This window comes from Paenibacillus sp. EB106-05-06-XG162 (assembly GCF_058791655.1).
On record NZ_JBYTDT010000003.1, the window covers coordinates 39,381 to 63,650 of the forward strand.

A 24,270-nucleotide genomic window follows, 5' to 3' on the forward strand; every position below is an offset into this window, starting at 1 on the left:
ACCTACCGACTTGGAAGAACTCAACTTTCTCACGCTGAAATACCCAAACGAGGCTGTGACAGAAGTTCTGATTCGAACTTTTGCAACAGCCTCTTTAAGTAAACAGATATAGGAGGTATAGCCGATTTGTTATTTAGACTTCCACCTCCGAATACGTCGATACATGGTGCGGTCCCGCAGTTTGAGAAAATGAGACATGGCTGGCCGTCTATTTGCTTCGATGATCCATAAATGCCCCGATTTATCCACTCCCATATCGAGACCATAAATACGTTGACTTGGATAGATTTTTTTTAATCGGCTTGCTGTTGTGACCGCTAGTCGATTAATTGCGGGCAGCAAATTGCGTTTCTTGGAAGGTTGTAGTGAACTTTGTCGAATAGCAGTCCGAACTTTACGAACAGTTCCCCCGCTTCTTGTAATATTTGTAACAATATATCCTTTCCCTGCTACCTTAGCAACTTTACCTGTTACTTTCCATTTTTTTGAGTTTCTCTTGCGTTGAACAATGACCCGCAAATCGAATGGCCGGCCATTTATCTTCGCAAGTCTAATCCGAGGCTGTACTAAATAATCATGCGTCCTGGAGTGAAGCTGAATGCGATTGAAGACTTCTTCTTTGCTATACACATGAACAATGTTAGACTCATGATGAATGCGATATCGACCGCTTCTAAGTGATGTTACCCGATAGACGTTTCTGCCGCGACTGCCGTTAATCGGTTTAAAAATGATATCGCTGTATTTATCGAGCAGCTCTCTGAAATTTGTTGGGGTTGCCTTTAATGTTACAGGAATATGCGGCCTGAGCCGATCGTCTTGCTTCATAAATTCATTTTTTCTAATTTTTTCTGCCCCGCTCATCACTCATCTGCCTTTCGAAAGAAATCAATTGTCCGCAGGTAATTTTCAAGAGATTTTAAGAATGCTGTCATATCTTCGTGCGAGACATCCCCGATGTTCGCGATCCGAAATGTTTTACGATTACCCAGCTTGCCGGGATAAATCGTAAAACCCTGATCATATAAATAATCGTGCATCTCCTGAAAATCGTATCCGCTGCAATCCGGTTCGACAATGGACGTTACGATTTTGGAGTGATGTTCCTTACTCACAATAAAGGTTAGGCCTAGTCGCGTAATTCCATCGATTATCGTTTCCCATGATTTCTTATACCGCTCATACCGCTCTATGACACCTTCCTGTTTCAATTCGATAATGGCCTGCTGAAGCGCATAGAACGTTTGAACAGGAGGCGTAAACCGCATTTGACGAGTTTCTACGAAATGTCGGTGCTGTTCATACAAATTTAAATAATAATTTCTGGGCTTTCTATCCTTTAGTGCAGTCACTTTCTCATTATTAGCCACGACGAAGCAAACGCCGGGCATACCCTGAAGACATTTGTTGGAGCTCGCTGCCAAAAAACTAATGTTCATGTCGGCCATTCGAATTGGAACCGCACCAAAAGAACTCATTGCATCTACAATGAAATCAATGTTATGCCTTCTACATAGATTTCCGATGGAAGTGATGTCGTTTAGTAGCCCTGTCGTTGTTTCCAAATGGACAACAGCGAGATTCGAAATCGCGTGAGAGCCGACTATAGATTCGAGTGCGATCATATCGATAGGCAGGTCGGGAGGGCATGGAAATTCTAAGTAATGCAAGCCGTAGGCTTCGGCAATCTCGCACATCCGTTTTCCGTAAGCACCATTATTGATGATGAGCACCGTATCGTCACCGATGGCAGAACTTAGGATGGATTCAACCGCGGCTGTGCCTGAACCTCCAAACAAAACAGTCGTATAACCATCCTCATCTGTCACGAAACGAGTCAACTCCGAGGATACTTCTTCCATTAGTAAGCCGAATTCCTCTTCACGGGGACAAATATCCGGCACAACTTGAGCGAATTTCACGGTATTCGTCGTTGTGGCTGGGCCGGGGTTCAACAAAATGTTACGTCTGATGGGCGTCATTATTATTCTCCCTTTGTTGACCTCAAGGTTACATATCCAAAAACGTCTTTAATCGTTCTTTGACTTCATAGGGTTTCATGTGAGGTCGGCCAAGCTTTTCCTTGGACCCTTTGACAATTTTCATATAAAGGAATGTCAATCCTTTTGTTCTTTTCCAATCTTTTATGGACGATTCCAGCTCGCTCAAGGTATGAATGTAGCTCGATTTTCTATAGCCGCAGGAAGCTGCGATCTCCACAAAATCGATATGATCGGACACGGTTGATTGTCCCCCTGTCGAGTCATGAACGTGATTATCAAGCAAAATGTGAAGCATATTGGGCGGTCCATACGCTCCATTTGTCGCCAAACATCCCATTCGCATCAGAACGGAGCCGTCTCCGTCAATAACTACGATATCGTTCTGTTTACGAGTCAGCGCCAATCCCAGTCCCAAGGAGCTAACGCATCCCATAGAACCTACGAGATAGAAATTGCCGATATCATCGTTGATTTCATACAACTCCCGACCAGTTTTTCCTGTAGTAGCAAGCTGAATCGTAACCTTGTCTTTCATTGCATCAATGCAAGATAATGCTTCAATTCGAGACGGTAACTGGTCCTCTGCGCGTTTTATCCGTTTGGATTCATTTGAAATCAGGAATTGTTCTTGTTTTTGCAGCGTTTCTTGTTCAAAGGTCTCTTTTCTTACCACAAAGAAGAACGACCGATTCTGATCCAAGACGTGAACGGCCTGTAACAGTTGATTCTTGGCCTCCTCCAAATCGGAGGATAAATACTGCCATTCCACCTGCATAAGTTCCAGCATTTGCGTTGTGATCTGTCCCATCAATTCATGCTGCGGTTCATCTGGAACACCCGGTTCACCACGTAAACTGACAAATCCAAGAAGCGGAATCCGAAACGGATGATTGAGTGAAACCAAAGGCGATACAGCGTTCGCTAGTCCCGAATTTTGCATAAGAACGACGGACCTTTTTCCCCCTAGATAGGCGCCCGAAGCAATGGCAATCGCGTCTCCCTCGTTAGCTGCCCCAATATAATCACATTCGTTGATCGCATAATTGATCAAGTATTTCAAATATGAGCACGGCACCCCAGTATAAAAAGAAAATCCTAATTTGTGCAGTTCCTCTCCGAACCGTTTGGTATTGATCATTGAAGATCACCTGAAAGGTTTTCCATGGAAGGCAGATACTTCTTTTCTGCTCTTTGAAGCTCTTCTGCCTCTTGCAACCGGAAGATTTCTTCTAAAGTGGCCACGCTGCCTTCGACATCAACAATGCTCTTTTCGTGATAAATTTTTTGGGATATCTTTTGCATTGCAGCAATGGATGCTCTCATATTATGGTTTGCCCAGATAACGACATTGACCCCGAGTTCCTGAAAACGCTCCGTCGGCGTGGAATAGTACTTAGTGGGTACAAGCGCTACCGGATGTCTACCGGCCCATTCATTCATAAAAGCTTCAATTTCTGTAATATCCGAACTTTTGCTGTGCATCAAAATCGCGTCTGCACCAGCCTGTCGATAAGCCTCTGACCGTTTCAATGCCTCTTCTAAACCCCATCCTGCAATAAAGGCTTCCACTCTCGCCACAACCATAAAGTCGTCGTCAAGCTGGGTATCTTTCATCGCTTTGATCTTGCCGCAGAACTCTTCAATATCTGCAAGCGGCTGGGCCTCGCTGTTAAGAAATGAGTTCGTTTTCGGGAATAACTTATCTTCAATACATACGCCTGCGATATGACGCTGTTCTAACTTTTTCACCAATCGCCTTGCGTTGTTGAAGTTTCCATATCCGGTATCTCCATCCAACAGAATCGGGATCGTCGTCGCATCGCTCATAAACTCTAGAACATCCAGAACTTGTGTCCAGGAGGCTTCATTATTGTCCCTTACACCCAATGATGCGGAAATGGATAATCCGCTGGCCCAAATCCCTTTGAATCCTGCCTCCTCTACAATTTTCGCCGACAAGCCATTATGGGCCTCCATCAAAAAATCCAAATGTGGTGAATGAACGATTTGCTTGAATTGTGACGCTTTCTTCATCAGCTGTATCCTCTCTGTCGTTGTTGAGATATGCATTAATCTGTGATATATACTTATTCCGTTTCATTCGAATTGTTGTAGGCTACATGTCCGCTGAACCGCCCTCTTGCGTATTTAAGCATTCGGCTTCTCTAACGCGAACGTTTCCGATATTGGATGGCATCTTAAGCAACCTGAAAATTGATTCATATTCGGCATACCAATCGTCACCGCATCCTCACTGGCCAGAATGCCTATATTCGCAATCCCGCCAAGCCCAATGACCCCGATCTTGAGTTTGTTCATATTCATCATCCATTTCTACTCACGATTGAATTTTCTGCCTCAGTATAGATTGTGATAGATATTGAGAATGTCTGATCAAGTGAAGAGCGGCGAGTCCACCCTTCATCCTTAATTGACCATTCCTCTTCACGGAGAATGTTCCTCTCAGCTCTAACACGAACAATCGAGTTATTCATTTCGTCGAGTCAAATTTGAATGCTCAATACAACCAGCAATCACCAAAACCTAATGTTATTCAAGCTTTTGTACTTACTTGGTTAAAAGAAAGTTTGTTGGTATACATTTTTTAGGTATAGCAAAAAGCCTCCACTGGTATCGAGGTTATTGGTAGAAGGCGCTTAGAACCTTGTTTGGTAATCATATTGCTGGATGCGATATATTTTCCTGAATTGTACACTCCTGGGTCTAAATCTGCTTAAGCCACAAGCTGTTTGGGTCCCTCGAATTGTTCCGCATACCCTATTTCAAAAACAAATTAATCCGCCCTAGTCCTGCCATAAACGTTTATGGTAATCATAAATCAGGTCGGTCTCTAGCATATTAAGTTTTGATAGATTCGTCTCATGAAGGTTGACCATCGATTGATAAATCTGATCACTCTTCTCCAATTGTTCATGCGAAGCAAGACGGTCTGGAAAATTCTCCAGGAAGACTGCTGCAAAGAGAACAGAGAAAATTGCATTCCTATGTTCGTGAGCTTATTGGCGTATCCTCGATGGATGCATTGGAAGGGTTGTCCTCTTGTAATTACATATATGACACATGCTTACCGTAAAAAGTGACCAAATTAATTAACCCCCAGACCACCGAAGACATAAATTTCAATCCACGCTCCCGCGTAGGGAGCGACGAGGTCGTTAATCCCTTGCTGTAACTCCTCTTTCGTTTCAATCCACGCTCCCGCGTAGGGAGCGACCATTTTAGGCTTGAACTTCGAGCCAACATTCATGTTTCAATCCACGCTCCCGCGTAGGGAGCGACCTACATAAACATTTCCTTTAGAATCCAATGCGATTGAGTTTCAATCCACGCTCCTGCGTAGGGAGCGACGTACAACCTGAAAGACGACACAATAAACACATTCAAGTTTCAATCCACGCTCCCGCGTAGGGAGCGACGTATACTTCAACCTTGTTAAGCAACAGTTGATCGTTTCAATCCACGCTCCCGCGTAGGGAGCGACCTCCGTCGGCTGCGGCGCCTTAACGTACTCTTCCGGTTTCAATCCACGCTCCCGCGTAGGGAGCGACTCAAGTGGATCTGGGAGGTTGTACGGTATGGATGTTTCAATCCACGCTCCCGCGTAGGGAGCGACCATAAAATGATAGTGGAATGGCAATACAAAACGCTAGTTTCAATCCACGCTCCCGCGTAGGGAGCGACCAACAGATTGTAAAAGATAACAATCAAATCGTAGTTTCAATCCACGCTCCCGCGTAGGGAGCGACTGGTAATGGCGGGAATGGGGTTCGAGCGTCTTGTTTCAATCCACGCTCCCGCGTAGGGAGCGACTTATTTGATTGAGCAGCATTTGGATAGTAGACCGTTTCAATCCACGCTCCCGCGTAGGGAGCGACGACCTACGGGTTTGGGATTTCACTCGGTACTGCAGTGTTTCAATCCACGCTCCCGCGTAGGGAGCGACCCTAACAGGGCTTACTTTAATGTCATCTTGGATATGTTTCAATCCACGCTCCCGCGTAGGGAGCGACTACCCTGAGTCATCTTCAGTGCGTCCTTTACGCTGTTTCAATCCACGCTCCCGCGTAGGGAGCGACTTAAACCGGTATAGCTTGATTGTTCGGCTGTACCGGTTTCAATCCACGCTCCCGCGTAGGGAGCGACTAATTGATTCATGTACTTACTCCTCCCCTTCTATAGTTTCAATCCACGCTCCCGCGTAGGGAGCGACCGCAAACAAACCTTTGACACGTCCGGCCACGTAGTTTCAATCCACGCTCCCGCGTAGGGAGCGACTCATTGACGCAGTATCCTATGAAATTTACTACCAGGGTTTCAATCCACGCTCCCGCGTAGGGAGCGACCTGTACCCCTTGCGTGCGGATCGCCTACGAAAATGTTTCAATCCACGCTCCCGCGTAGGGAGCGACCGCCCTTGTTGCCATGTTTAACCCCTCCTATTGCGGTTTCAATCCACGCTCCCGCGTAGGGAGCGACCCAGAGAAGCTACAGCGGTAAACGGGAACGCTAGTGTTTCAATCCACGCTCCCGCGTAGGGAGCGACGGTAATGTGAGCTCGGTTGCAGAGTACGAGGTAACGTTTCAATCCACGCTCCCGCGTAGGGAGCGACCCAATAAGACCCGCTTGACGAACCGCGTTCGTATGGTTTCAATCCACGCTCCCGCGTAGGGAGCGACCTTAGAGCCATACGAGGGCATAGGCGTGTCTAAAGTTTCAATCCACGCTCCCGCGTAGGGAGCGACCATTGCAGCCTTGCATCCGTCGCAACTTTGGTGTTGTTTCAATCCACGCTCCCGCGTAGGGAGCGACCCAGCTGCGCTATACCCTTATGTCGACAGCTTGCAGTTTCAATCCACGCTCCCGCGTAGGGAGCGACCGTCATTCTTGCCCCGTTGTGAGATGGCTTAACCAAGTTTCAATCCACGCTCCCGCGTAGGGAGCGACCCGGCAACACGATAAGTTACTGTTCCTCCACCTTGTTTCAATCCACGCTCCCGCGTAGGGAGCGACCACATGGCACCTATGATCAAGACTAGTAGTATGATGTTTCAATCCACGCTCCCGCGTAGGGAGCGACCTTCACATATTGTGTAAAGTATATACACGTTTTAGTTTCAATCCACGCTCCCGCGTAGGGAGCGACCAGTGGCTAGCGAAAATCAAGCTTGCGGCATTCAAGTTTCAATCCACGCTCCCGCGTAGGGAGCGACCGGGGAATGCGTTGTGATATTCGACTACATCAAGTTTCAATCCACGCTCCCGCGTAGGGAGCGACCTGTACACATAATAAAACCTTACACAGCGCAGGTTTTCAAGGGGGTTTCCGCGAACCCCTAAAAACCAGCTGCTATTTCCTCTTCATTCCTCCTAATAAATCACTGAAACCCCAATCCCATTAAGGGTTTGCGAACCTCCCTGGGTTTTGATGTGTACCTCAGGTTCGCATACGCTAAATTAGCAAAAAACCTTCAGGATTATAACCCTGCTTGGCACCATAGTGCTCAACTTTCCCCTGCCATTTGGCACCTAATCGGTAGTATCTTAAACTATCTGTCTTAGGGTCAACAATTTGTTGTAAAGTCAATTGTAATTCTTTGAATTGCTGTGGATCAAGTAAGCATTCAAACACGGAATTTTGAACGCGCTGACCGTAATTTTCACAAGTCTTTGCGACTTGCCTCAATCTACGCTGTCCTTCGGGAGTAATCGTATTTACATCATACGTGATCAATACCATCATAAGCCCTCACCTCTATTTCCAGAAAAATGGAGGGTAATCATCCAAGTCCCCTCTCATATACCTAGCTAGTAACATCGCCTGTGAATAAGGCAATAAGCCGATCTCGATTTTCTCATCGAAATAAGGATGGTGAATCTGATCCCTCTTTCGCTGCTGCCACTCGGTTAACACGATTTTCCGCGCGTCATCGGTTAGAATAAACGCACCTGATTCTTTTTCGATGAAATCATCATGAGAGATTTGCTGTCGATTAATAAGTGTTAATACCATTCGATCCGCAATGTATACGCGGAATTCCTCCATTAAATCCAAAGCCAGACTATTTCTCCCTGGTCGATCTCGATGCAGGAAACCTACTTGCGGGTCGAGTCCAACCGTCTCCAGAGCATGCGTCACATCATTTGCTAATAAAGTATACAAGAATGACAGCAACGCATTCACGCGATCTTTCGGTGGCCTTTTTACGCGACCCGTGAATTGAAAATACTGCTTATTCACAAGAATTTGTTCGGGTAAGACCGAGAAATAGCGCCTTGCTGCTAATCCTTCAACACCACGGAGTTCATCAAGCGATTGACTTATTGTCACCTCTTGCAGTTGCCTCTCTAGAAAAGATGATGCAGTCTTACAATGATCTATATCGATTTTGTCCGGATGATCTCGTAAAGTACGCTTAATGGACACTCTGGCATTTACGATTTTCGCATATAAAAACCGCTTAGCTAGCAGTAACGACTGATCCTCTCGGTCACTCCAACGATACTGTGTTCGTCTTAAGTGGACATTCCCAGTGGTTTCACCAGTAACTCGAGCCTTAAATCTTCCACTAGGCGTCAGAAAAACAAGTGACACATTATTCTCCACACAGAGATTCATCGCTTCAGGACTTACACCCTTATATCCAAATACAACAATTGATTCAAGATTAAGAATAGGTACTTGTATCTCTTTGACGCCTTCAGCTCGAACGACTAATGTCTCTCCTTTGCAGCTCAGATAGACATTGTCCAACGTAATATACAGTGTATTTAGCATCCTTCTGATGATTCTTCACCTCCCAGGATCCAACGTCTCACATAAGCCGCAGCTGATTTATTACCTTGACTGCTCCACTTGGGCTTACAAAGTGTTACTAACGAGCACTGTTGACAATGTTTCTTATACACAGCTCGTGGTGTACGAGATTCCTCATAGATTTTATGCATATCTGTAACTAGCATACGAACACGTTCCCGAAGTTCCGTGGAAAAATCAATTTCTTCTCGTTTCCTTACCTCATTGTAATAAATCGTACCCGATGAGATCGTGATATCGAGCATCTCCTCAAGACACATCGCTTGTGCACATAGCTGAACTTCATCTCGATCATCCGATTTCAGCTTTCCACGTTTATATTCCACAGGTGTGACCTTCCAATGTCCTTGCCGTCCTTCTAATATCATCGTATCCGCCGAACATTCTTCTTGACTGCGCAGCTCTAACATATCCACGACACCGCGGATCCGCAGTTGCTCTGAGACTACCGGAACAGAACGAACAACTCGCAAATCCCTACGTGTCTCGTCAAAATTAACATCATCGACTCGCCGATGCACGTGATTACCTTCTGTCGTTAACACATTTTCTTTCCATTGCTGCTCAATATGAATAAGTGCCCATTGCCTTGGACAAAAAGCATAGTGCTGAATACCCGATAGCATCAAATAATCGTCAGCCTCATTCACCACTTGCAATCCACGCCCTTACAACAATTCCTTGATAGATACGCCTGCAGGTGCTTGTCCAATCGACCAGTCATAATCTTGAAAAGAACGAGCGATCTCCACTTCCGGCTTACGCTTCACTTCTACAAGATTAAATAACTTATGCGCTGGAGCGTTGCCTAATTTACTCTCATGCTCAAATACGATTAATTTCTGTGCTGCCATTTTGCCTCGCGAAGCCGACCGGTCATGATCGAACATATTCATAAGAGCAGACCACAGCAACTCCAAGTCCTCCTGTCCGAATTGCGTTTGGTTCGCTAGTGGAGCAGATACGAAGCCCTCCATTCGGTAAAGTCCATAAGGAACAATACTCTTGCGTCCCATAGTACGTTCCTTCTCAGCATCCTTCTCATTCGTAACCGCCATCCTCGTGATGGTCACATCATGAGGAGAGATCGGGTCGATACTTTTCGAGAAAGTGAATTGTACAGGACCTCGAACTTGACCGCAGTTAACCCCCGTCGTCATAACCGCACCAAATGTTCGAATATCATAATACTTATCGCACATCCATCTCGCGAGCGTCTGTTGATCTTCTTTTTTCTTCGCTTCCATTTTATCTGCTTTATTTTCCTTCAAATCTATATCGGGATTATTCAAAAACGCTTCTTTGTTTAAATTGTTTAGTACCGCTGCTTCTTTCACGTAGATCTCGTAGGATGCTTCATTCTCCATTGCGAGTTCAATATAGTTACGGACTTTTCGTTTCATACATACATCTGTAACCAGACCACAGCCCGTTTCTGGATCAAGACGTGGCAAATTCCCAGCATCCGGGTCCCCATTTGGATTTCCATTCTCTACATCAAATAACAATACAAATTCATATCTTTGAGTCAAAGGCAGCTTTTCGCTCATTGTTCTATCCCTCTTTCTTCTTCATTTTGGTTGTCACTTGTTTTTTTCGAATAAAAGTTTTGTTTCTGATGATAGTAGCCTAGTGCGAACATGCCTTGTTCTTCAAGCGATAATCTTCTTGGAAATTTCTCTGGTAGTGCATCGATCACTTGCTGTATTAACTGATCGTTCTTCCATCCCCACTGATCATCTTTCGCTATATGGTGCCTAGAAACACTAATGAGACGTGGAAATGTTGTAGCAGGCGTCGCTGAAGCTGCCCCCCAGAAACGATCTCGAATCGTCGCATTAATTCCTTTCCCTAGAGCATCACCTTGTGTCTTCTCCAAGCAAGCAAACAGCCGACCTAAATGATACGGCACACAAGTCGATTGTTCATTTAATGCCATAGTCAATTCTCCTTCCGTTTTCTTATCCTGATTCAATCGCGCATTCCGTGTAAGATAAGCTTTAATAATCGCTGCCCGAACGGCGCTGATTTTATATAATCCTTTCTTCGGATCATCCGACTCCGCACGAATACGGTTCATCAACTGAGCAAATACCGCTCTTGAATAAGGTACCCCGAGCATAATCGATCGAAAAATCTGCCCTTCCATATTCGGCGGGACATTCTTCCAATCACGCGCTACTGCTATTTCGCGCAATAATTGGCGAATGGTCGGTGTCTTCTCAAGCCCGATAACGGATAAATCCTTATAATGCTGCCACACTTTACCCCCGATTTCCTCTAGCGTTCCTGTATACCAGAAGCGAATTGATAATCGTGCAGCATTCGGAGACAGCCCCAAAATATAAAATTTCGTATCTACTTTCAAATCATCGAAAGCATCTCTAAATTCCTGCCCTTGACGCACCCGCTCCAAGGCACCTTTTAACCGTGTTCGTATACTTACTGCATCTTGTATTTCCTTGCCCGTATCCGCGGCATCCTCTTCATCGCTATAGGCTTCAAATAGGTTAGCAAGTAAATCCTGCTCCCGTTCTGCAGCCGTATCTGCCCAGAAAACAACTGTCGCATCATTCATACGCACGCGATGCTTCGGATCTGCTAATAGTCGGTTTAATACATAACCATAGGCATCTGCAGCCTTTTGAGAGGTGGGCGCATTGTATGATTGGTCCTTGCCGTAGGAACAGAACGATGGGATATTAAAAGATACGATGGTTGCACCAGACGACTGAGCTCCAATGACATTTTTGATACTTGGGTGAAGTCTAGCAATCTGGTTCATTGGTGTCATATCACCTGTAATCAGGCACATTTGCTCTTCCGCATCTGGCTCTACCTGCAAGTTTCGATAATAACGCTCCCATGCTTGTTGGACGTAGCGATCTTGGTGAAAATACTTCCCTGTCGGAGCATATTTTAGAACGCACAATCCACCCTTACCTAGTGCTTCCATCACATCTTCTCCAAGCACTTGTTGCAACTGATTCGCAAGTGAATCTACAGGATGATCCAAAAAGGCTTCTAATGCACGAATCTCATATGAGCTCGATGTATCATAACTTAGAACAGCACGCCATAAGCTTATCATCCCGTCTCGACATGCTTCTCGCATCGACAACGCCGATCCGAATAGATATTCAGCCTTCTCACAAATGAAATAAGGGTATATCCCTGATCCTGAACGCTTTGGCTGCTTAGGAACAATCATGGTACGCTTCATATTTTTCCCGAGGTCGTTCACAAAGGGGGTAACCGAGGCTACACGGCCAGTCTCATCTAAGTATATTTCGAAGGTTATGTCCGCTGAAGAATACTCTTCTCGCGGCATATGATCCCCTTCCTGTTCAAGCAAAATCTGATAATAAGCATGCAATGCCTGCAGAATCACTGCCTTACCTCCTTCCACGCCGGAACATCGATCACACCATCAACCATCTGTGCGCGAAAAAAATATGGTGTTATTTGCTTGACCTCCCCCTTCGCATCAAATTTATACACTTGGTCTAATAACATGTAGCCGAGATCAACTATTCCCGAGTGAACACTCTTTCCTATGCCATCTTCAGACTCTACGAGCTCAAATTTCACGGGAAATTCTCTCGTTCCAAAATACGGTTGATGAAAACATTGTCCTTGCCTTGCACGACGCAAAAAAATGTTATAGTGTTTCTCTGGGGTATCTTCTTCTCCACAACGGTCTGTCATCTCAAAATGAGCTTCGATAATGTACTGAACATTTCTCAAGACCAATGCAGCGCGCTGCTGCCTCTCTTCTGCGGCATAAATATTCACTTTCTTTTTCGATGCTTTGGATTCTACTTCATTTCTCCGAATATTCTCGAATTGAATCGGGTTGATCACATGAATGCGATCAACAACCCATTTGATGGCGGGTTTCCAGTGCAGAGCTTCTAAGATCCCTCGCGCAGCCGACGGTGTCATTACATCGTAGCTTACTCGCTCCACTCTCATTTCAGGACGTGAGAAGCATGCGTAATCACCCCACACCCTTAACTTGATACCATAGCCCATAGGACCCTCTCCTCTATTAAAATATGAAAACCTCATGTTCAACGAACCCATCAGGCTGCAATAGTCCTGCTCGTTCACTATAGTAGGCTAAATCTAGCAAATAGAGGACGCCTCCAGATGAGGCAAGTAAGTTCTTCTGCTTGAATTCTATTAGCTCATAGGAATACACCTGAACGGTATACGGTTGCAATTGTCGCATGAGCTGCATTGGGTATTTCGTTACCTCAAGTTTATCGATAAGTGCACGTGCTTTATCATCATGTGGAATAACAATGGCGTGTGTGTTGCCTTCAATAAATTCAAACCCTTTAGCGATATCCTCATAAGGAATTTCGAGATTTGTTGACTTACTTAGCGCCATAATGTTTTTTGAATCGGTGACTTGAGCCACATTCCCATCACAAATACCATAAATACGATCAAAGTATCGTTGCATCGCTGTGATAGATAATGGACTTTCTTGTTCATATTGGAGCACATGTTGCGCCTCAATAGCCGTTTCCTTCATCCAACCTTTAGATGGCATCCCATGCTTATCTGGATAGAATACACGAACTTCTCCCATCGCCATTCGACCCTCACGGTTGCATCTGCCTGCAGCTTGCGCAATCGAATCGAGTCCTGTCATGGAACGCAGCACCAACGGGAAATCAACATCTACGCCAGCCTCAATCAATTGTGTAGAGATCACTCGACAAGGGAGAGAATTCTTAAGCCTATCTTTAATTTCCTCAATTATTCCCATACGATGCTTGCCGTACATACGTCCGCTCAAATGATAGACACCTGATAGTTGCTCCTCTTCCAATTGATCAAGTAGCAACTTCGCATGTTTACGTGTATTTACGATACATAACACTTGTTCTGATTGTGTCATCCACTCGATGACATTCGTATCTGATACCACTTCGGAAGCGTTCCCATGAACAGTGACTTCGACACGCTTAAATACCTTTAACAGTTGATCGGGTGTCGGTTGATCCATCATTTCAATTGGCGACGTACCGAGTTCTTTCCACGTTGGCTGTGTAGCTGTGCACAGTACAACCGAGCATCCATATGATTGCACCAGTTCTTCCATCGCTCGTATACAAGGCGTGACATATCCTCTTGGAATGCTCTGTGCCTCATCAATAATAATGGCTGAATTTGCAATGTTATGCAGCTTTCTGCATTTGCTTCTTTTATTCGAAAAAAGTGATTCAAAAAATTGTACAGAAGTCGTTACGATCACTGATGCATCCCAATTTTCTGTGCTTAGCTTTAACCGTTTCACTTCGTCAGGTCCGTAATTTTCTTGGTATTCCTCTTCGTCAAAATTACTATGATGTTCCAGAATCACCTCTGCACCCAAAGCCTCGCGAAAAATTTTAGCCGTCTGGTCAATGATACTCGTGAATGGAATCACATAAATGATTCGATGTAATCCATTTTTTTTCGCATGGTGCAGGGCAAAAGATAACGAGGATAACGTTTTCCCTCCACCCGTTGGAACCGATAACGTAAAGAGTCCTAGCTTCGATTCGGCTTGCCGATCACATGCCTCCAAAATTAGTCGACGATAACGATTCACCACGGTATCTTCGGTATGCTCCATTTTTCGACGCATATATTCATTGAATTTTATTAGTAATTGCTCCATAGACGGGGCCGTTTTCTCACTCATTAACATCCGATCATCATCATTGCAATAATCTCTTGTATCGATTGAATCCGCGTCTACCAAACAGGAATATAGCATCCTACCAAAAAAGCTATACTTCCAAGCGACGTCATAATTCGTTAGTCCCTTCACTTGAAACAAGGGAATGTTCCATCGCTGAGCTGGAGCAATGTCAATCTCATCCCAAGCCTTTGCCCATTCTGGAATAAGCTCCGATGACTTTGACAATCGGTGTTTCAATGTGCCTTCCTCATCGGTCGTTCCATAATTACGAAGCCCGCCGTGATGCCCAGCAATCACGTAAGCGACAAGGCGAGCAAAAAACATATCAAATTTGCTCCCGATCACCTTCTTATGTACTTCTGTCCGCATAATCCATTGAGCACCTGCCGTCGAATGATCCGCACGAATGCTGCTCCCACGAATTCTCTCCTGAAACTCAGCTGAATACTTACCAATGTCATGCAGAATTCCTGCTAAGTACGCTAGATCTCCGGCTCCGAACACGTCCGCAAAGCTCTTACATCGCTTTGCTACCCCTTCCAAATGATCTTTTAACAGCTGATATTCTGTAATACCATTAGATTCTTTGCTATGTGCATAGAAGATTGCATCTCGCTCCTTTCCGTACTCTAGCAGTTATATAATATGTATAATTATAATCTAGGTCCCTGTTTTTACCAACCAATAAGCAACAAAATTTGATGATTTTCAACAAAAATTAATCTCGATATTGTGAATTTTCTTATATAGGAATGTAGAAATAGAAAAAGAGCCGCCATCGACGACCCTTCACTAAGATATTTCTCCTTCCTTAGTATCCTCGGTAGTTCTAGGCGGCACTGAATAAAAGGATTCATTCCACGCTCCGGCGTGGGGAACGACAGCAAACTGCATGGGATGAAGTAAAGAGACTGAAAGTTTCAATCCACGTTCCCGAGTGGGGGACGACATCATCTACATATGCTACCATGGCACGTGGATGCCGTTTCAATCCACGCTCCCACGTAGGGAGCGACTTATAAATATTGTGACATACTCTCTTGAGTTCAAGTTCAGTTTCAATCCACGCTCCCGCGTAGGGAGCGACGCGCAAGCACGGCGTATATAGGGTTCACTCCAAATGGTTTCAATCCACGCTCCCGCGTAGGGAGTGACACAGCACGGACAGTGCCCACAAACGCATTGACAAGTTTCAATCCACGCTCCCGCGTAGGGAGCGACTCTTACGTACAAATAAATCTGTGGCCTCTGCTAGGTTTCAATCCACGCTCCCGCGTAGGGAGCGACCTTAAGCGGATAGAGACACCAAAGTTATTCAATGTAGTTTCAATCCACGCTCCCGCGTAGGGAGCGACTTAATAGTTGCAGTGCCTGACCGCTGGTGCCAGTGTGTTTCAATCCACGCTCCCACGTAGGGAGCGACTAATGTCTTTTACGGTGATACAAGCGCGATTAAGTTTCAATTCACGCTCCCGCGTAGGGAGCGACCTATTACGGCGCATGAACCGAACGTATGTACTTATGTTTCAATCCACGCTCCCGCGTAGGGAGCGACGTATAAAATCCCTGCCATGCTAGAGGACGGTCGTTTCAATCCACGCTCCCGCGTAGGGAGCGACTCGTCGTAATCAAAGTAATCCATGTCGGACCAAGTTTCAATCCACGCTCCCGCGTAGGGAGCGACGCAAGTCGATATACGACTCAATCCCGTTCTTTAGCGTTTCAATCCACGCTCCCGCGTAGGGAGCGACGTCAACATTAACGATATTTCCTCGACAACTCATCGTTTCAATCCACGCTCCCGCGTAGGGAGCGACGAACGAGTGGCGACAAGACTGCGGTCTACGGGGGTGTTTCAATCCACGCTCCCGCGTAGGGAGCGACAATCAATGGGTTCAATTTGCTGATGATCAATACATGTTTCAATCCACGCTCCCGCGTAGGGAGCGACCGACGAAAGAGGCACAGCTTGTTATAGATTTATTGTTTCAATCCACGCTCCCGCGTAGGGAGCGACTCGAACAAAAGGTATACACAATAGAAAAGTATCTAGTTTCAATCCACGCTCCCGCGTAGGGAGCGACTCGGTACTCCTGTCGAGGACACGAAGCTGAATTCGTTTCAATCCACGCTCCCGCGTAGGGAGCGACCATCTTACCCGAGCACCACTTGACGTATCTTAAGGAGTTTCAATCCACGCTCCCGCGTAGGGAGCGACAAAACAGTGTCCATTACAGTAAACGTCCCGAAGGTTTCAATCCACGCTCCCGCGTAGGGAGCGACAACTTGCTCAAAATCAGGATACTTTGCCTTAAGTGTTTCAATCCACGCTCCCGCGTAGGGAGCGACTCAAGCGCTTCAAAGCGGGCTTGCAGCTAAAGAGTTTCAATCCACGCTCCCGCGTAGGGAGCGACTCATTTCGCATTACCTCCATAATTTTAAATTAAAAAAGTTTCAATCCACGCTCCCGCGTAGGGAGCGACTCTATGGCGGATCGGCTTTTATCTTACAGGGTGTTTCAATCCACGCTCCCGCGTAGGGAGCGACTAAAAGGGAGGTGTAGCACATGCCAAACGTAGACGTTTCAATCCACGCTCCCGCGTAGGGAGCGACGGACGTAACGGACATTAGCATTAGGCGGACTGGACAGTTTCAATCCACGCTCCCGCGTAGGGAGCGACTGAGTCATGGGAGAGATCATATAACGGGTTTAACGTTTCAATCCACGCTCCCGCGTAGGGAGCGACAAGTTTCTAACGACAATCCCTGCGACGTAGAAAAGTTTCAATCCACGCTCCCGCGTAGGGAGCGACCGCGTGAGTACACGAAAGCCATTGTCGACGGGGTGTTTCAATCCACGCTCCCGCGTAGGGAGCGACGTGTTCGGGGGTAACGCTAAGAAACAGGACTTTGTTTCAATCCACGCTCCCGCGTAGGGAGCGACGAGCGCGGGCAGGTTACGCGAATGACGGATGACCTAGTTTCAATCCACGCTCCCGCGTAGGGAGCGACCTGGCGGCGAAGATTGGACAGCGTGACCTGATCATAGTTTCAATCCACGCTCCCGCGTAGGGAGCGACGATCACTGCATCCTTTCTTCACAAGCTTCTGAACGTTTCAATCCACGCTCCCGCGTAGGGAGCGACAAGCCGATCTTCTCCGTATGCTTAACGCCTAGCTGTTTCAATCCACGCTCCCGCGTAGGGAGCGACGGATTTAATCGATTGATTAGATTGAGTTGGACGGCGTTTCAATCCACGCTCCCGCGTAGGGAGCGACTCCCTTCCAAAATACTGTTGCTTGTACGACCATTGTTTCAATCCACGCTCCCGCGTAGGGAGCGACGAGGGATTTTTGCAGCCAATGTATGCTGTGACGTTTCAATCCACGCTCCCGCGTAGGGAGCGACGTGTAATCACCGCTTTACGCTTGTTTTGCTTCAAGTTTCAATCCACGCTCCCGCGTAGGGAGCGACCTAGATTACGATTCACTGCACGATCACCTTTAAGTTTCAATCCACGCTCCCGCGTAGGGAGCGACGAGTTCTTCTATAAAACAGCAACACTGGTAGGTGTTTCAATCCACGCTCCCGCGTAGGGAGCGACGGGTACACTACCCGCGGCGTCCATACTATTTGCGTTTCAATCCACGCTCCCGCGTAGGGAGCGACTCCGCTGTACCCACTAACGTTAATGTTTTAGTACGTTTCAATCCACGCTCCCGCGTAGGGAGCGACTGTACCAACGAAAACCCCTTAATACATATGGGGTTTTTGGCCTGTTTGCGCGAACCTCTATTTTTTCGACATGGCGCTTAATTAAATATTCAAGATTTTCGCCCAAATCCCTTGTCCCGACTGAAAATGCGAACCCCCCTGGGATTTAATGTGCACCTAAGGTTCGCATTCTCTCTCACTAATCCACTTCCTCAATCAAGAACCACGTATACGACTTCGCCGCGACCTTCACCTGCAACTAAACGCGATATTCTCGATCCAACGTATAGACAGCAAATTCTCCATCCCGCTCCCGAATGTTGGCAAGATCGGTCAGTCCTGTGTAATAGAGCGGCAGCTCGATCGTCCGGCTCACTTCATGCGCCAGCGGGTTGTAGACGAATGCCATGCCTTTCTCCCGCAGCGCAGGGTTCACATGCAGCATGCAATCGAGGTCACGGCCGTTGGGTCTACGAACGTGAATGATCCGACTCGAGAATCTCACGATACTGTTTGTAGAAGTCAACCCATTGCTTCACGACTTGCTTCGACTCTTCTGTGTCATAGAGCCGAAAGCCGCGGTAGCTTGCCTAACAAATCGGCTGTTACCGGGCTCTGGACTGGCATCTTCGGGCAAGCCTCATTCAACTTGGTACTCGACATCATGATTCATCCCCTCCCATGCATAATTTCAACGCTAAAATAATCAAGCATTAACGCACCCTTGTCACTGTCCTGCTTCACAATCGCAAAGAAAGTAGCCGTCATCTGTTGCGTACTGAATTCTACACAAGCCTGATGATTTCCTTGGTGTAAATTGGTATTTATTCTTTCATAATCGTAAACGCTTTCATTTTACTGCCTAATTCATAGACTTCTAAGTCGCATGATGGGCTAACTCTGGGGATCTATAGCAGGAGAGGATCTCACGTCATTCGATGTACCTGAGATTCTCTTCCTCTGCAATACTCTGGATCTCCTCCGACGAAATGCCAATGATCGGATAGTCTTCTTCCAGCTGCTTCTTCAAAGCGCGTTCTTTGTAAAATCGTGGACTGCCTTCTGCTGCATCTTCATCATAGAACAAGAGAATGCCGTCAGTCTTGCGGAAGAGCAGATCGTCCCTTGCCCTTAGCTGCCAACCTCCGCTATACGGCTCTTTGCTCACCGATGCGTAATAGTCCACACCCTTCAGCAGCTTCTGATAATAGTCCTGCTTGTCCTCTTTCCACTTCTCATCAGGATTCATATACGCCGTCATGATGGAGACACGGAAATGGGGATAGTCTGCCTTGAGCGCAATGCCCACTTCGATGGCCCACAAGTCAACCCCGTATTGCCCAGGTGTAATCATCCATTCTAACCCTTCTTCGATCAAAGGTCTGAGCCGATTCTCGATCGCTTTCTGTATGTACCCAATCCCAACATGTTTCTGACTGAAAATTTGAAGCTCATGCGCGCGATACCCGGTGACCAGCAGATTTTTCATATGTTGCTCCTTGTCCGATAACCTCATAGTCCTCTCATTATAGCGGTTCTGCCAAGAACATGCCATGCTACTGCAACTTACAGATGAATACTGCGTACAATACAGAGGTACGATAAATGAATGATTTGAGGAGGCACTACACATGGGAGCAACAAAATCCAGAAAACGCAGAAAAAAGCAAATCCGTGAAGGAAAATATGATCCAGCCAATCGAAGAGGAACATGGCATGGCATCCTGCCTGTTGAACGCACGACACCCACACTTCGCGAAGCACTAGCCAAACAACAGAACAAATATAAACAAAAATGGAATCACACGCATAAGAGCGATGATTCCATTTTTATTTTCATCTGACATGTTATTTGGTTCTCTTATCCTTATCCTCTTGTATCGCGAGCTGCTGCTTATGCATCTCATCCTCTGGGGAAGATGTGACTTCTAGAATGTCAAGCAAGAACATGAAAATCGGAATTCCGATGATCAATCCCCATACACCCATGAAATGTTCCGAGAAGATCAGGATGATGAACGTATAGAAGATCGGAAGATCGGTCTTCGCCGACATCAGCTTCGGATTTAAAATATACGACTCAATCGCATGCAGTATCATAATAATGATCAGAATATAGACAATATACATCAATCCGCCGATACTGTAAGCAATAATACTGAGCGGGATTAACGAAATAATAACCCCTGCGACAGGAATCAATCCAAGTAGGAAGATCATAATTCCGAGTGCAATCAATTGCGGGAAGCCCATGAAATAAAGGGCAATAACAGAAAGAATACAGTTCACAACCGCAATAATGAATTGCGCTTCGATCACTTTACCGAATGAATTAACGAATTTCTTGCAGAAATACGCTAGCTCCTCATAGAAGGGTCCAACTTTGCTGTCTTTGAATTTCGCTGTGAATTCCGTAATTCGTTTCTTCTCGAGGAGAATGAACAAACTTAAGATTAGGGCCATGAACACCTGCATGCTGATCTTACCGATGTTCGTGATATTTTTGAGGATGAGGTCAAAACCTTGCCCCAAGTATTTATCGAGTTCAATCTTCTCGATCGTCGGAGCCAAATACCTCGCGATCTCATTATCATTCGGATCGAGACTAAATCCGGTAATGAGGTCAATCAGTTGTGTAATCTGTTGTGTCACGACCGGCAAATACTTGTAAATGACGGCAACGATCCCGGCGACAAGGAGGAGATAGAGCGTAGCAATCACGGCCTTCTCATTGATCGGAACGATTCGCCTAATTCCTTTTGTCGTAATTGTGGAGAGTTGATTCATCAAGAACGTGAAGATGAACGTGATAAGAATAAGATTGATCATACTCTGCATCAAATATAGTGCAAGAGCGATCCCGATTAGAATAATAACGCGTTTAAACCCATTACTTCGAAAAAAATTAACCATGCATTCACTCCTACCCCGACACTTATCTCTATCTTATGATTTTTGACACATATCATACCTATACGCGATTACAGCCATTTCGTTCCAACAATTAATTGCTAATCCTTGCGTCATATTCAACCCCGATACCACACGATGGACATGAATCCTAACCAGATTGCAAGCGGAATCAACAGGCTAAAGATGGCGTGATACCACAGATACGATGTTCTTCGAAGAAGACTTAATACTCGATCTGTAATGAAAAACAATACGGCAGAAATTAGGCTAATCCATGCAAGAACAAAGCCAAATACGATGTGAAGACAAGCTGATACAACAAATTCTAGGATTCGGCTTCGCTTCCTTAACATGATCGTAGTGAAATAATCGCTAAAGAACGATGTGGCAACACCGTACGTCGCAATCACTGGAAAGCTGTATATCATATAAATTGGTACCATGCCGCTGGTTAATCCAGTATACCATGCCTCAGATCGCAGATATATCATTGCAAACACGATCCCAAATAAAGAACACGAAATCGATGCGGCTATGAATTTCCTGGGCAATACTTCTTTGACGAAATCAATGAACCTCATCCCTTCAACTCCCATCAATTTTTTTAATTATTTTTCAAATGTAACCCGGTGCTCTATTATTTCTAACTATTTCCATATCAAAGAATCGACAAATATTATTAGCATGAGTTGTCGACAGATTTCACTTTAGTATGCTATCATAGGATTCTGATACCGTGGTAACACGCTAAAGTGTTTGATATTCGATAAAAGGTGGTCATCCTTCATGAAACGTACAGCAATTATTGGACTCGTATTCTTTGCACTCTTCGCTCTTCTTACTGGCTGTTCCGGCTCTACCGACAAAAATACGATCGTCATTGGCATCGATGACAAGTTCGCACCTCTTGGGTTCCGGGATGATCGTAATGAGCTTGTGGGATTTGATATTGACTATGCGACTGCAGCTGTCGAGAAGATGGGCAAGAAGGTGAAATTCCAACCCATCGATTGGCAGACTAAAGAATCTGAATTGAGCAGCGGTCGAATCGACTTGATCTGGAACGGCTATACCATTACCGATGAACGAAAAGAAAAAGTACTCTTCACGAAGCCATATCTCAAAAATGCTCAGGTTGTCGTAACACTGGCGAATTCCCCCATCACTAAGCTTGCTGATTTGAATGGCAAAGTTGTTGGGCTCCAGACGCTCTCATCCGCGTCGGATGCACTGGCTGCAAGCCCAATTCATGAAAGTGTTAAGACGGTTACAGAATTCGCGGATAACGTTCTTGCCTTGAGTGATTTGAAATCTGGACGCATTGATGCGGTGGTCATCGATGAGGTTGTTATTAAATACTACATGGCCAAAGAAAAAGATAGCTTCAAACTGCTCGATGAATCGCTGGCTCCAGAAGAGTATGGCGTTGGCGTAAAAAAAGGCAACGAAGATTTGCTGAACCAACTGCAAAAGGCACTTGATGCATTGAATCAAGATGGCACAGCGGCGAAGATCTCGAATAAATGGTTTGGTGAGGATAAAGTGCTTAAGTAGGCAAATGATATAAAATAATGAACCAGCAGGGCTTTCTTCGAGAAAGCCTGTTTTGTTTCAGATGACGTATGTATTAGTTTCACCTGGAGAGGAATGTACGCTATGACTACCGATTATTTCATCAAAATTATAAAACCGCTGCTGGAAGGCGCACAGATGACGATCCTATTATTCTTCATCGCCATTATCGTCTCTGTTCCGTTAGGGTTTCTACTTACACTCGCCGTGAATAGCCGCGTGAAGCTCCTCTCGCGTCTGGCCGGAATCTATATCTATCTGATGCGCGGTACACCGCTGCTCTTACAATTGTTAGTGATTTGCTTTGGACTCCCGATGATTCCAGGCATAGGCCAATACTTGGTCTTAGATCGGTTCGTCGCCGCTTGCCTCGGCTTCATTCTGAACTACGCGGCTTATTATGCTGAGATATTCCGAGGCGGACTTCTCGCAATTGACAAAGGACAATACGAAGCCGCTCAAGTGCTTGGCCTGAATCGCAGACAAACACTCATACGTATTATTCTCCCGCAAATGTTCCGAATCGCATTGCCGGCTATATCGAACGAATCGATTACCCTCGTGAAGGATACCGCCCTGCTCTATGCGGTTGCCGTACCGGAGCTATTACATTTTGCACAGACCGCTGTGAATCGTGACTTTACATTGATGCCCTACATCTATGCGGGGATCATTTATCTGCTTATGACGCTCCTATTGACCCTCTTCTTCAAATGGCTGGAGCGCCGGTTGAAATTTGATTAATAAAGGAATGGCGAATATGGGGATTATCGAAGTATCTCAATTGAAGAAATCTTATGGAACGGTTGAAGTTTTGAAACAAATTTCTTTTGACGTGAATCCAAATGAAGTGATCGCGGTCATTGGACCTTCTGGCTCAGGAAAGAGCACGATGCTGCGCAGCCTGATTCATCTCGAAGAAGTGCAAGGGGGCAGCATTCGGATTGCAGGTCAACCCCTTGTTCAGCAAGGAACTTATGGGAAGGCGCAAGAAATCCGAGACATCACCTCACGGATGGGAATGGTGTTCCAGCATTTCAATCTATTCCCGCATCTGACGGTGACACAGAATCTCGAGCTCGCACCACTGCAGGTCAAGCGTGAGTCTGCAGACGCCGTTCGGCGCAGAAGTACGGCATTACTAGCAAAGGTCGGACTGTCCGAACGCGCATCCGCCTTACCATCGCAGCTCTCTGGCGGGCAGAAGCAGCGTGTAGCAATCGCGCGTGCACTCATGATGAATCCGGACATTCTACTCTTCGATGAACCGACCTCCGCGCTGGATCCGGAATTAACGGGCGAAGTTCTGCAAGTCATGAAGCAGCTGGCAGAAGAGCAAATGACGATGATCGTCGTCACTCATGAGATGGGCTTCGCGAGAGAAGTCGCGGATCGGGTCCTATTCATGGATGGCGGAGAAATCATCGAACAGGGGACGCCGGAGCAATTGTTCACGAACCCGCAATCGGAACGCACACGAGCATTCTTGAACAGCAGTTATGCTTAATAGCAAGACCTCTCCAATGGATT

20 protein-coding genes and 2 CRISPR repeat arrays are annotated in these 24,270 nt (G+C 45.9%); of the genes, 4 read left to right on the forward strand and 16 right to left on the reverse strand.

Annotated features, from left to right (window positions below; genetic code table 11):
• Positions 1–129: 129 nt before the first annotated feature.
• The 14 genes from AC3WU2_RS08880 to AC3WU2_RS08945 form a co-directional block, all read right to left on the reverse strand.
• A complete protein-coding gene (locus AC3WU2_RS08880; protein WP_492453311.1) occupies positions 130–864 on the reverse strand; it encodes a YheC/YheD family protein in 735 nt (244 codons plus the stop codon).
• Positions 864–1,982 (reverse strand): 2-aminoethylphosphonate aminotransferase, encoded by a 1,119-nt coding sequence (locus AC3WU2_RS08885; RefSeq protein WP_492453313.1) that lies wholly within the window; start codon positions 1,980–1,982, stop codon positions 864–866. The genes AC3WU2_RS08880 and AC3WU2_RS08885 overlap by 1 nt, the downstream gene beginning before the upstream one ends.
• Before the next feature lie 28 nt (positions 1,983–2,010).
• Positions 2,011–3,141, reverse strand: coding sequence for a phosphonopyruvate decarboxylase (gene aepY / locus AC3WU2_RS08890; protein WP_492453315.1), 1,131 nt, complete (start codon positions 3,139–3,141; stop codon positions 2,011–2,013).
• Positions 3,138–4,037, reverse strand: a complete 900-nt coding sequence (gene aepX, locus AC3WU2_RS08895) for a phosphoenolpyruvate mutase (RefSeq protein ID WP_492453317.1) — start codon at positions 4,035–4,037, stop codon at positions 3,138–3,140. Before aepX ends, aepY begins: the two co-directional genes overlap by 4 nt.
• 114 nt (positions 4,038–4,151) lie before the next feature.
• On the reverse strand, positions 4,152–4,322 hold the full coding sequence (locus tag AC3WU2_RS08900; protein ID WP_492453319.1) for a hypothetical protein: 171 nt from the start codon (positions 4,320–4,322) through the stop codon (positions 4,152–4,154).
• Positions 4,323–5,140: 818 nt separating this feature from the next.
• Positions 5,141–7,300: direct repeats of the CRISPR family, unit length 32 nt; unit sequence GTTTCAATCCACGCTCCCGCGTAGGGAGCGAC.
• Positions 7,301–7,474: 174 nt separating this feature from the next.
• The gene (gene cas2 / locus AC3WU2_RS08905) at positions 7,475–7,765 is read right to left on the reverse strand and encodes a CRISPR-associated endonuclease Cas2 (protein WP_492453321.1); all 291 of its coding nucleotides are present in this window, start codon (positions 7,763–7,765) and stop codon (positions 7,475–7,477) included.
• Positions 7,766–7,777: 12 nt separating this feature from the next.
• Positions 7,778–8,809 (reverse strand): type I-C CRISPR-associated endonuclease Cas1c, encoded by a 1,032-nt coding sequence (gene cas1c, locus AC3WU2_RS08910; protein ID WP_492454019.1) that lies wholly within the window; start codon positions 8,807–8,809, stop codon positions 7,778–7,780.
• Entirely contained in the window at positions 8,794–9,489 is a 696-nt protein-coding gene (cas4, locus tag AC3WU2_RS08915; protein ID WP_492453323.1) for a CRISPR-associated protein Cas4, read from the reverse strand. Before cas4 ends, cas1c begins: the two co-directional genes overlap by 16 nt.
• A gap of 18 nt (positions 9,490–9,507) precedes the next feature.
• The gene (gene cas7c / locus AC3WU2_RS08920) at positions 9,508–10,389 is read right to left on the reverse strand and encodes a type I-C CRISPR-associated protein Cas7/Csd2 (protein ID WP_492453325.1); all 882 of its coding nucleotides are present in this window, start codon (positions 10,387–10,389) and stop codon (positions 9,508–9,510) included.
• Positions 10,386–12,230, reverse strand: coding sequence for a type I-C CRISPR-associated protein Cas8c/Csd1 (gene cas8c / locus AC3WU2_RS08925; protein WP_492453327.1), 1,845 nt, complete (start codon positions 12,228–12,230; stop codon positions 10,386–10,388). The genes cas7c and cas8c overlap by 4 nt, the downstream gene beginning before the upstream one ends.
• Positions 12,227–12,874 (reverse strand): type I-C CRISPR-associated protein Cas5c, encoded by a 648-nt coding sequence (gene cas5c, locus AC3WU2_RS08930; RefSeq protein WP_492453328.1) that lies wholly within the window; start codon positions 12,872–12,874, stop codon positions 12,227–12,229. The genes cas8c and cas5c overlap by 4 nt, the downstream gene beginning before the upstream one ends.
• Before the next feature lie 16 nt (positions 12,875–12,890).
• Positions 12,891–15,083, reverse strand: a complete 2,193-nt coding sequence (cas3, locus tag AC3WU2_RS08935) for a CRISPR-associated helicase Cas3' (RefSeq protein ID WP_492453330.1) — start codon at positions 15,081–15,083, stop codon at positions 12,891–12,893.
• Positions 15,084–15,390: 307 nt separating this feature from the next.
• Positions 15,391–18,276: direct repeats of the CRISPR family, unit length 32 nt; unit sequence GTTTCAATCCACGCTCCCGCGTAGGGAGCGAC.
• Between the two features lie 238 nt (positions 18,277–18,514).
• On the reverse strand, positions 18,515–18,781 hold the full coding sequence (locus AC3WU2_RS08940; protein ID WP_492453332.1) for a hypothetical protein: 267 nt from the start codon (positions 18,779–18,781) through the stop codon (positions 18,515–18,517).
• 405 nt (positions 18,782–19,186) lie between these two features.
• Positions 19,187–19,744, reverse strand: a complete 558-nt coding sequence (locus AC3WU2_RS08945) for an SLOG family protein (RefSeq protein ID WP_492453335.1) — start codon at positions 19,742–19,744, stop codon at positions 19,187–19,189.
• Positions 19,745–19,886: 142 nt separating this feature from the next.
• Between AC3WU2_RS08945 and brfA the strand changes: the two genes are divergently transcribed.
• Positions 19,887–20,099, forward strand: coding sequence for a ribosome rescue factor BrfA (brfA, locus tag AC3WU2_RS08950; RefSeq protein ID WP_492453337.1), 213 nt, complete (start codon positions 19,887–19,889; stop codon positions 20,097–20,099).
• A 4-nt stretch (positions 20,100–20,103) separates the two neighbouring features.
• On the opposite strand, the gene AC3WU2_RS08955 is transcribed toward brfA, so the two are convergent.
• Positions 20,104–21,168 (reverse strand): AI-2E family transporter, encoded by a 1,065-nt coding sequence (locus AC3WU2_RS08955; RefSeq protein ID WP_492453339.1) that lies wholly within the window; start codon positions 21,166–21,168, stop codon positions 20,104–20,106.
• Between the two features lie 116 nt (positions 21,169–21,284).
• Positions 21,285–21,749, reverse strand: a complete 465-nt coding sequence (locus tag AC3WU2_RS08960) for a hypothetical protein (protein WP_492453341.1) — start codon at positions 21,747–21,749, stop codon at positions 21,285–21,287.
• Between the two features lie 205 nt (positions 21,750–21,954).
• On the opposite strand from AC3WU2_RS08960, the gene AC3WU2_RS08965 reads away from it, so the two are divergent.
• The 3 genes from AC3WU2_RS08965 (at position 21,955) to AC3WU2_RS08975 (ending at position 24,247) form a co-directional block, all read left to right on the forward strand.
• A complete protein-coding gene (locus AC3WU2_RS08965) occupies positions 21,955–22,722 on the forward strand; it encodes an amino acid ABC transporter substrate-binding protein (RefSeq protein WP_492453343.1) in 768 nt (255 codons plus the stop codon).
• A gap of 102 nt (positions 22,723–22,824) precedes the next feature.
• Entirely contained in the window at positions 22,825–23,484 is a 660-nt protein-coding gene (locus AC3WU2_RS08970) for an amino acid ABC transporter permease (protein WP_492453345.1), read from the forward strand.
• Between the two features lie 16 nt (positions 23,485–23,500).
• Complete coding sequence (locus AC3WU2_RS08975; protein ID WP_492454021.1) at positions 23,501–24,247, forward strand: amino acid ABC transporter ATP-binding protein; 747 nt, start codon at positions 23,501–23,503, stop codon at positions 24,245–24,247.
• The last annotated feature ends 23 nt before the right edge of the window (positions 24,248–24,270 follow it).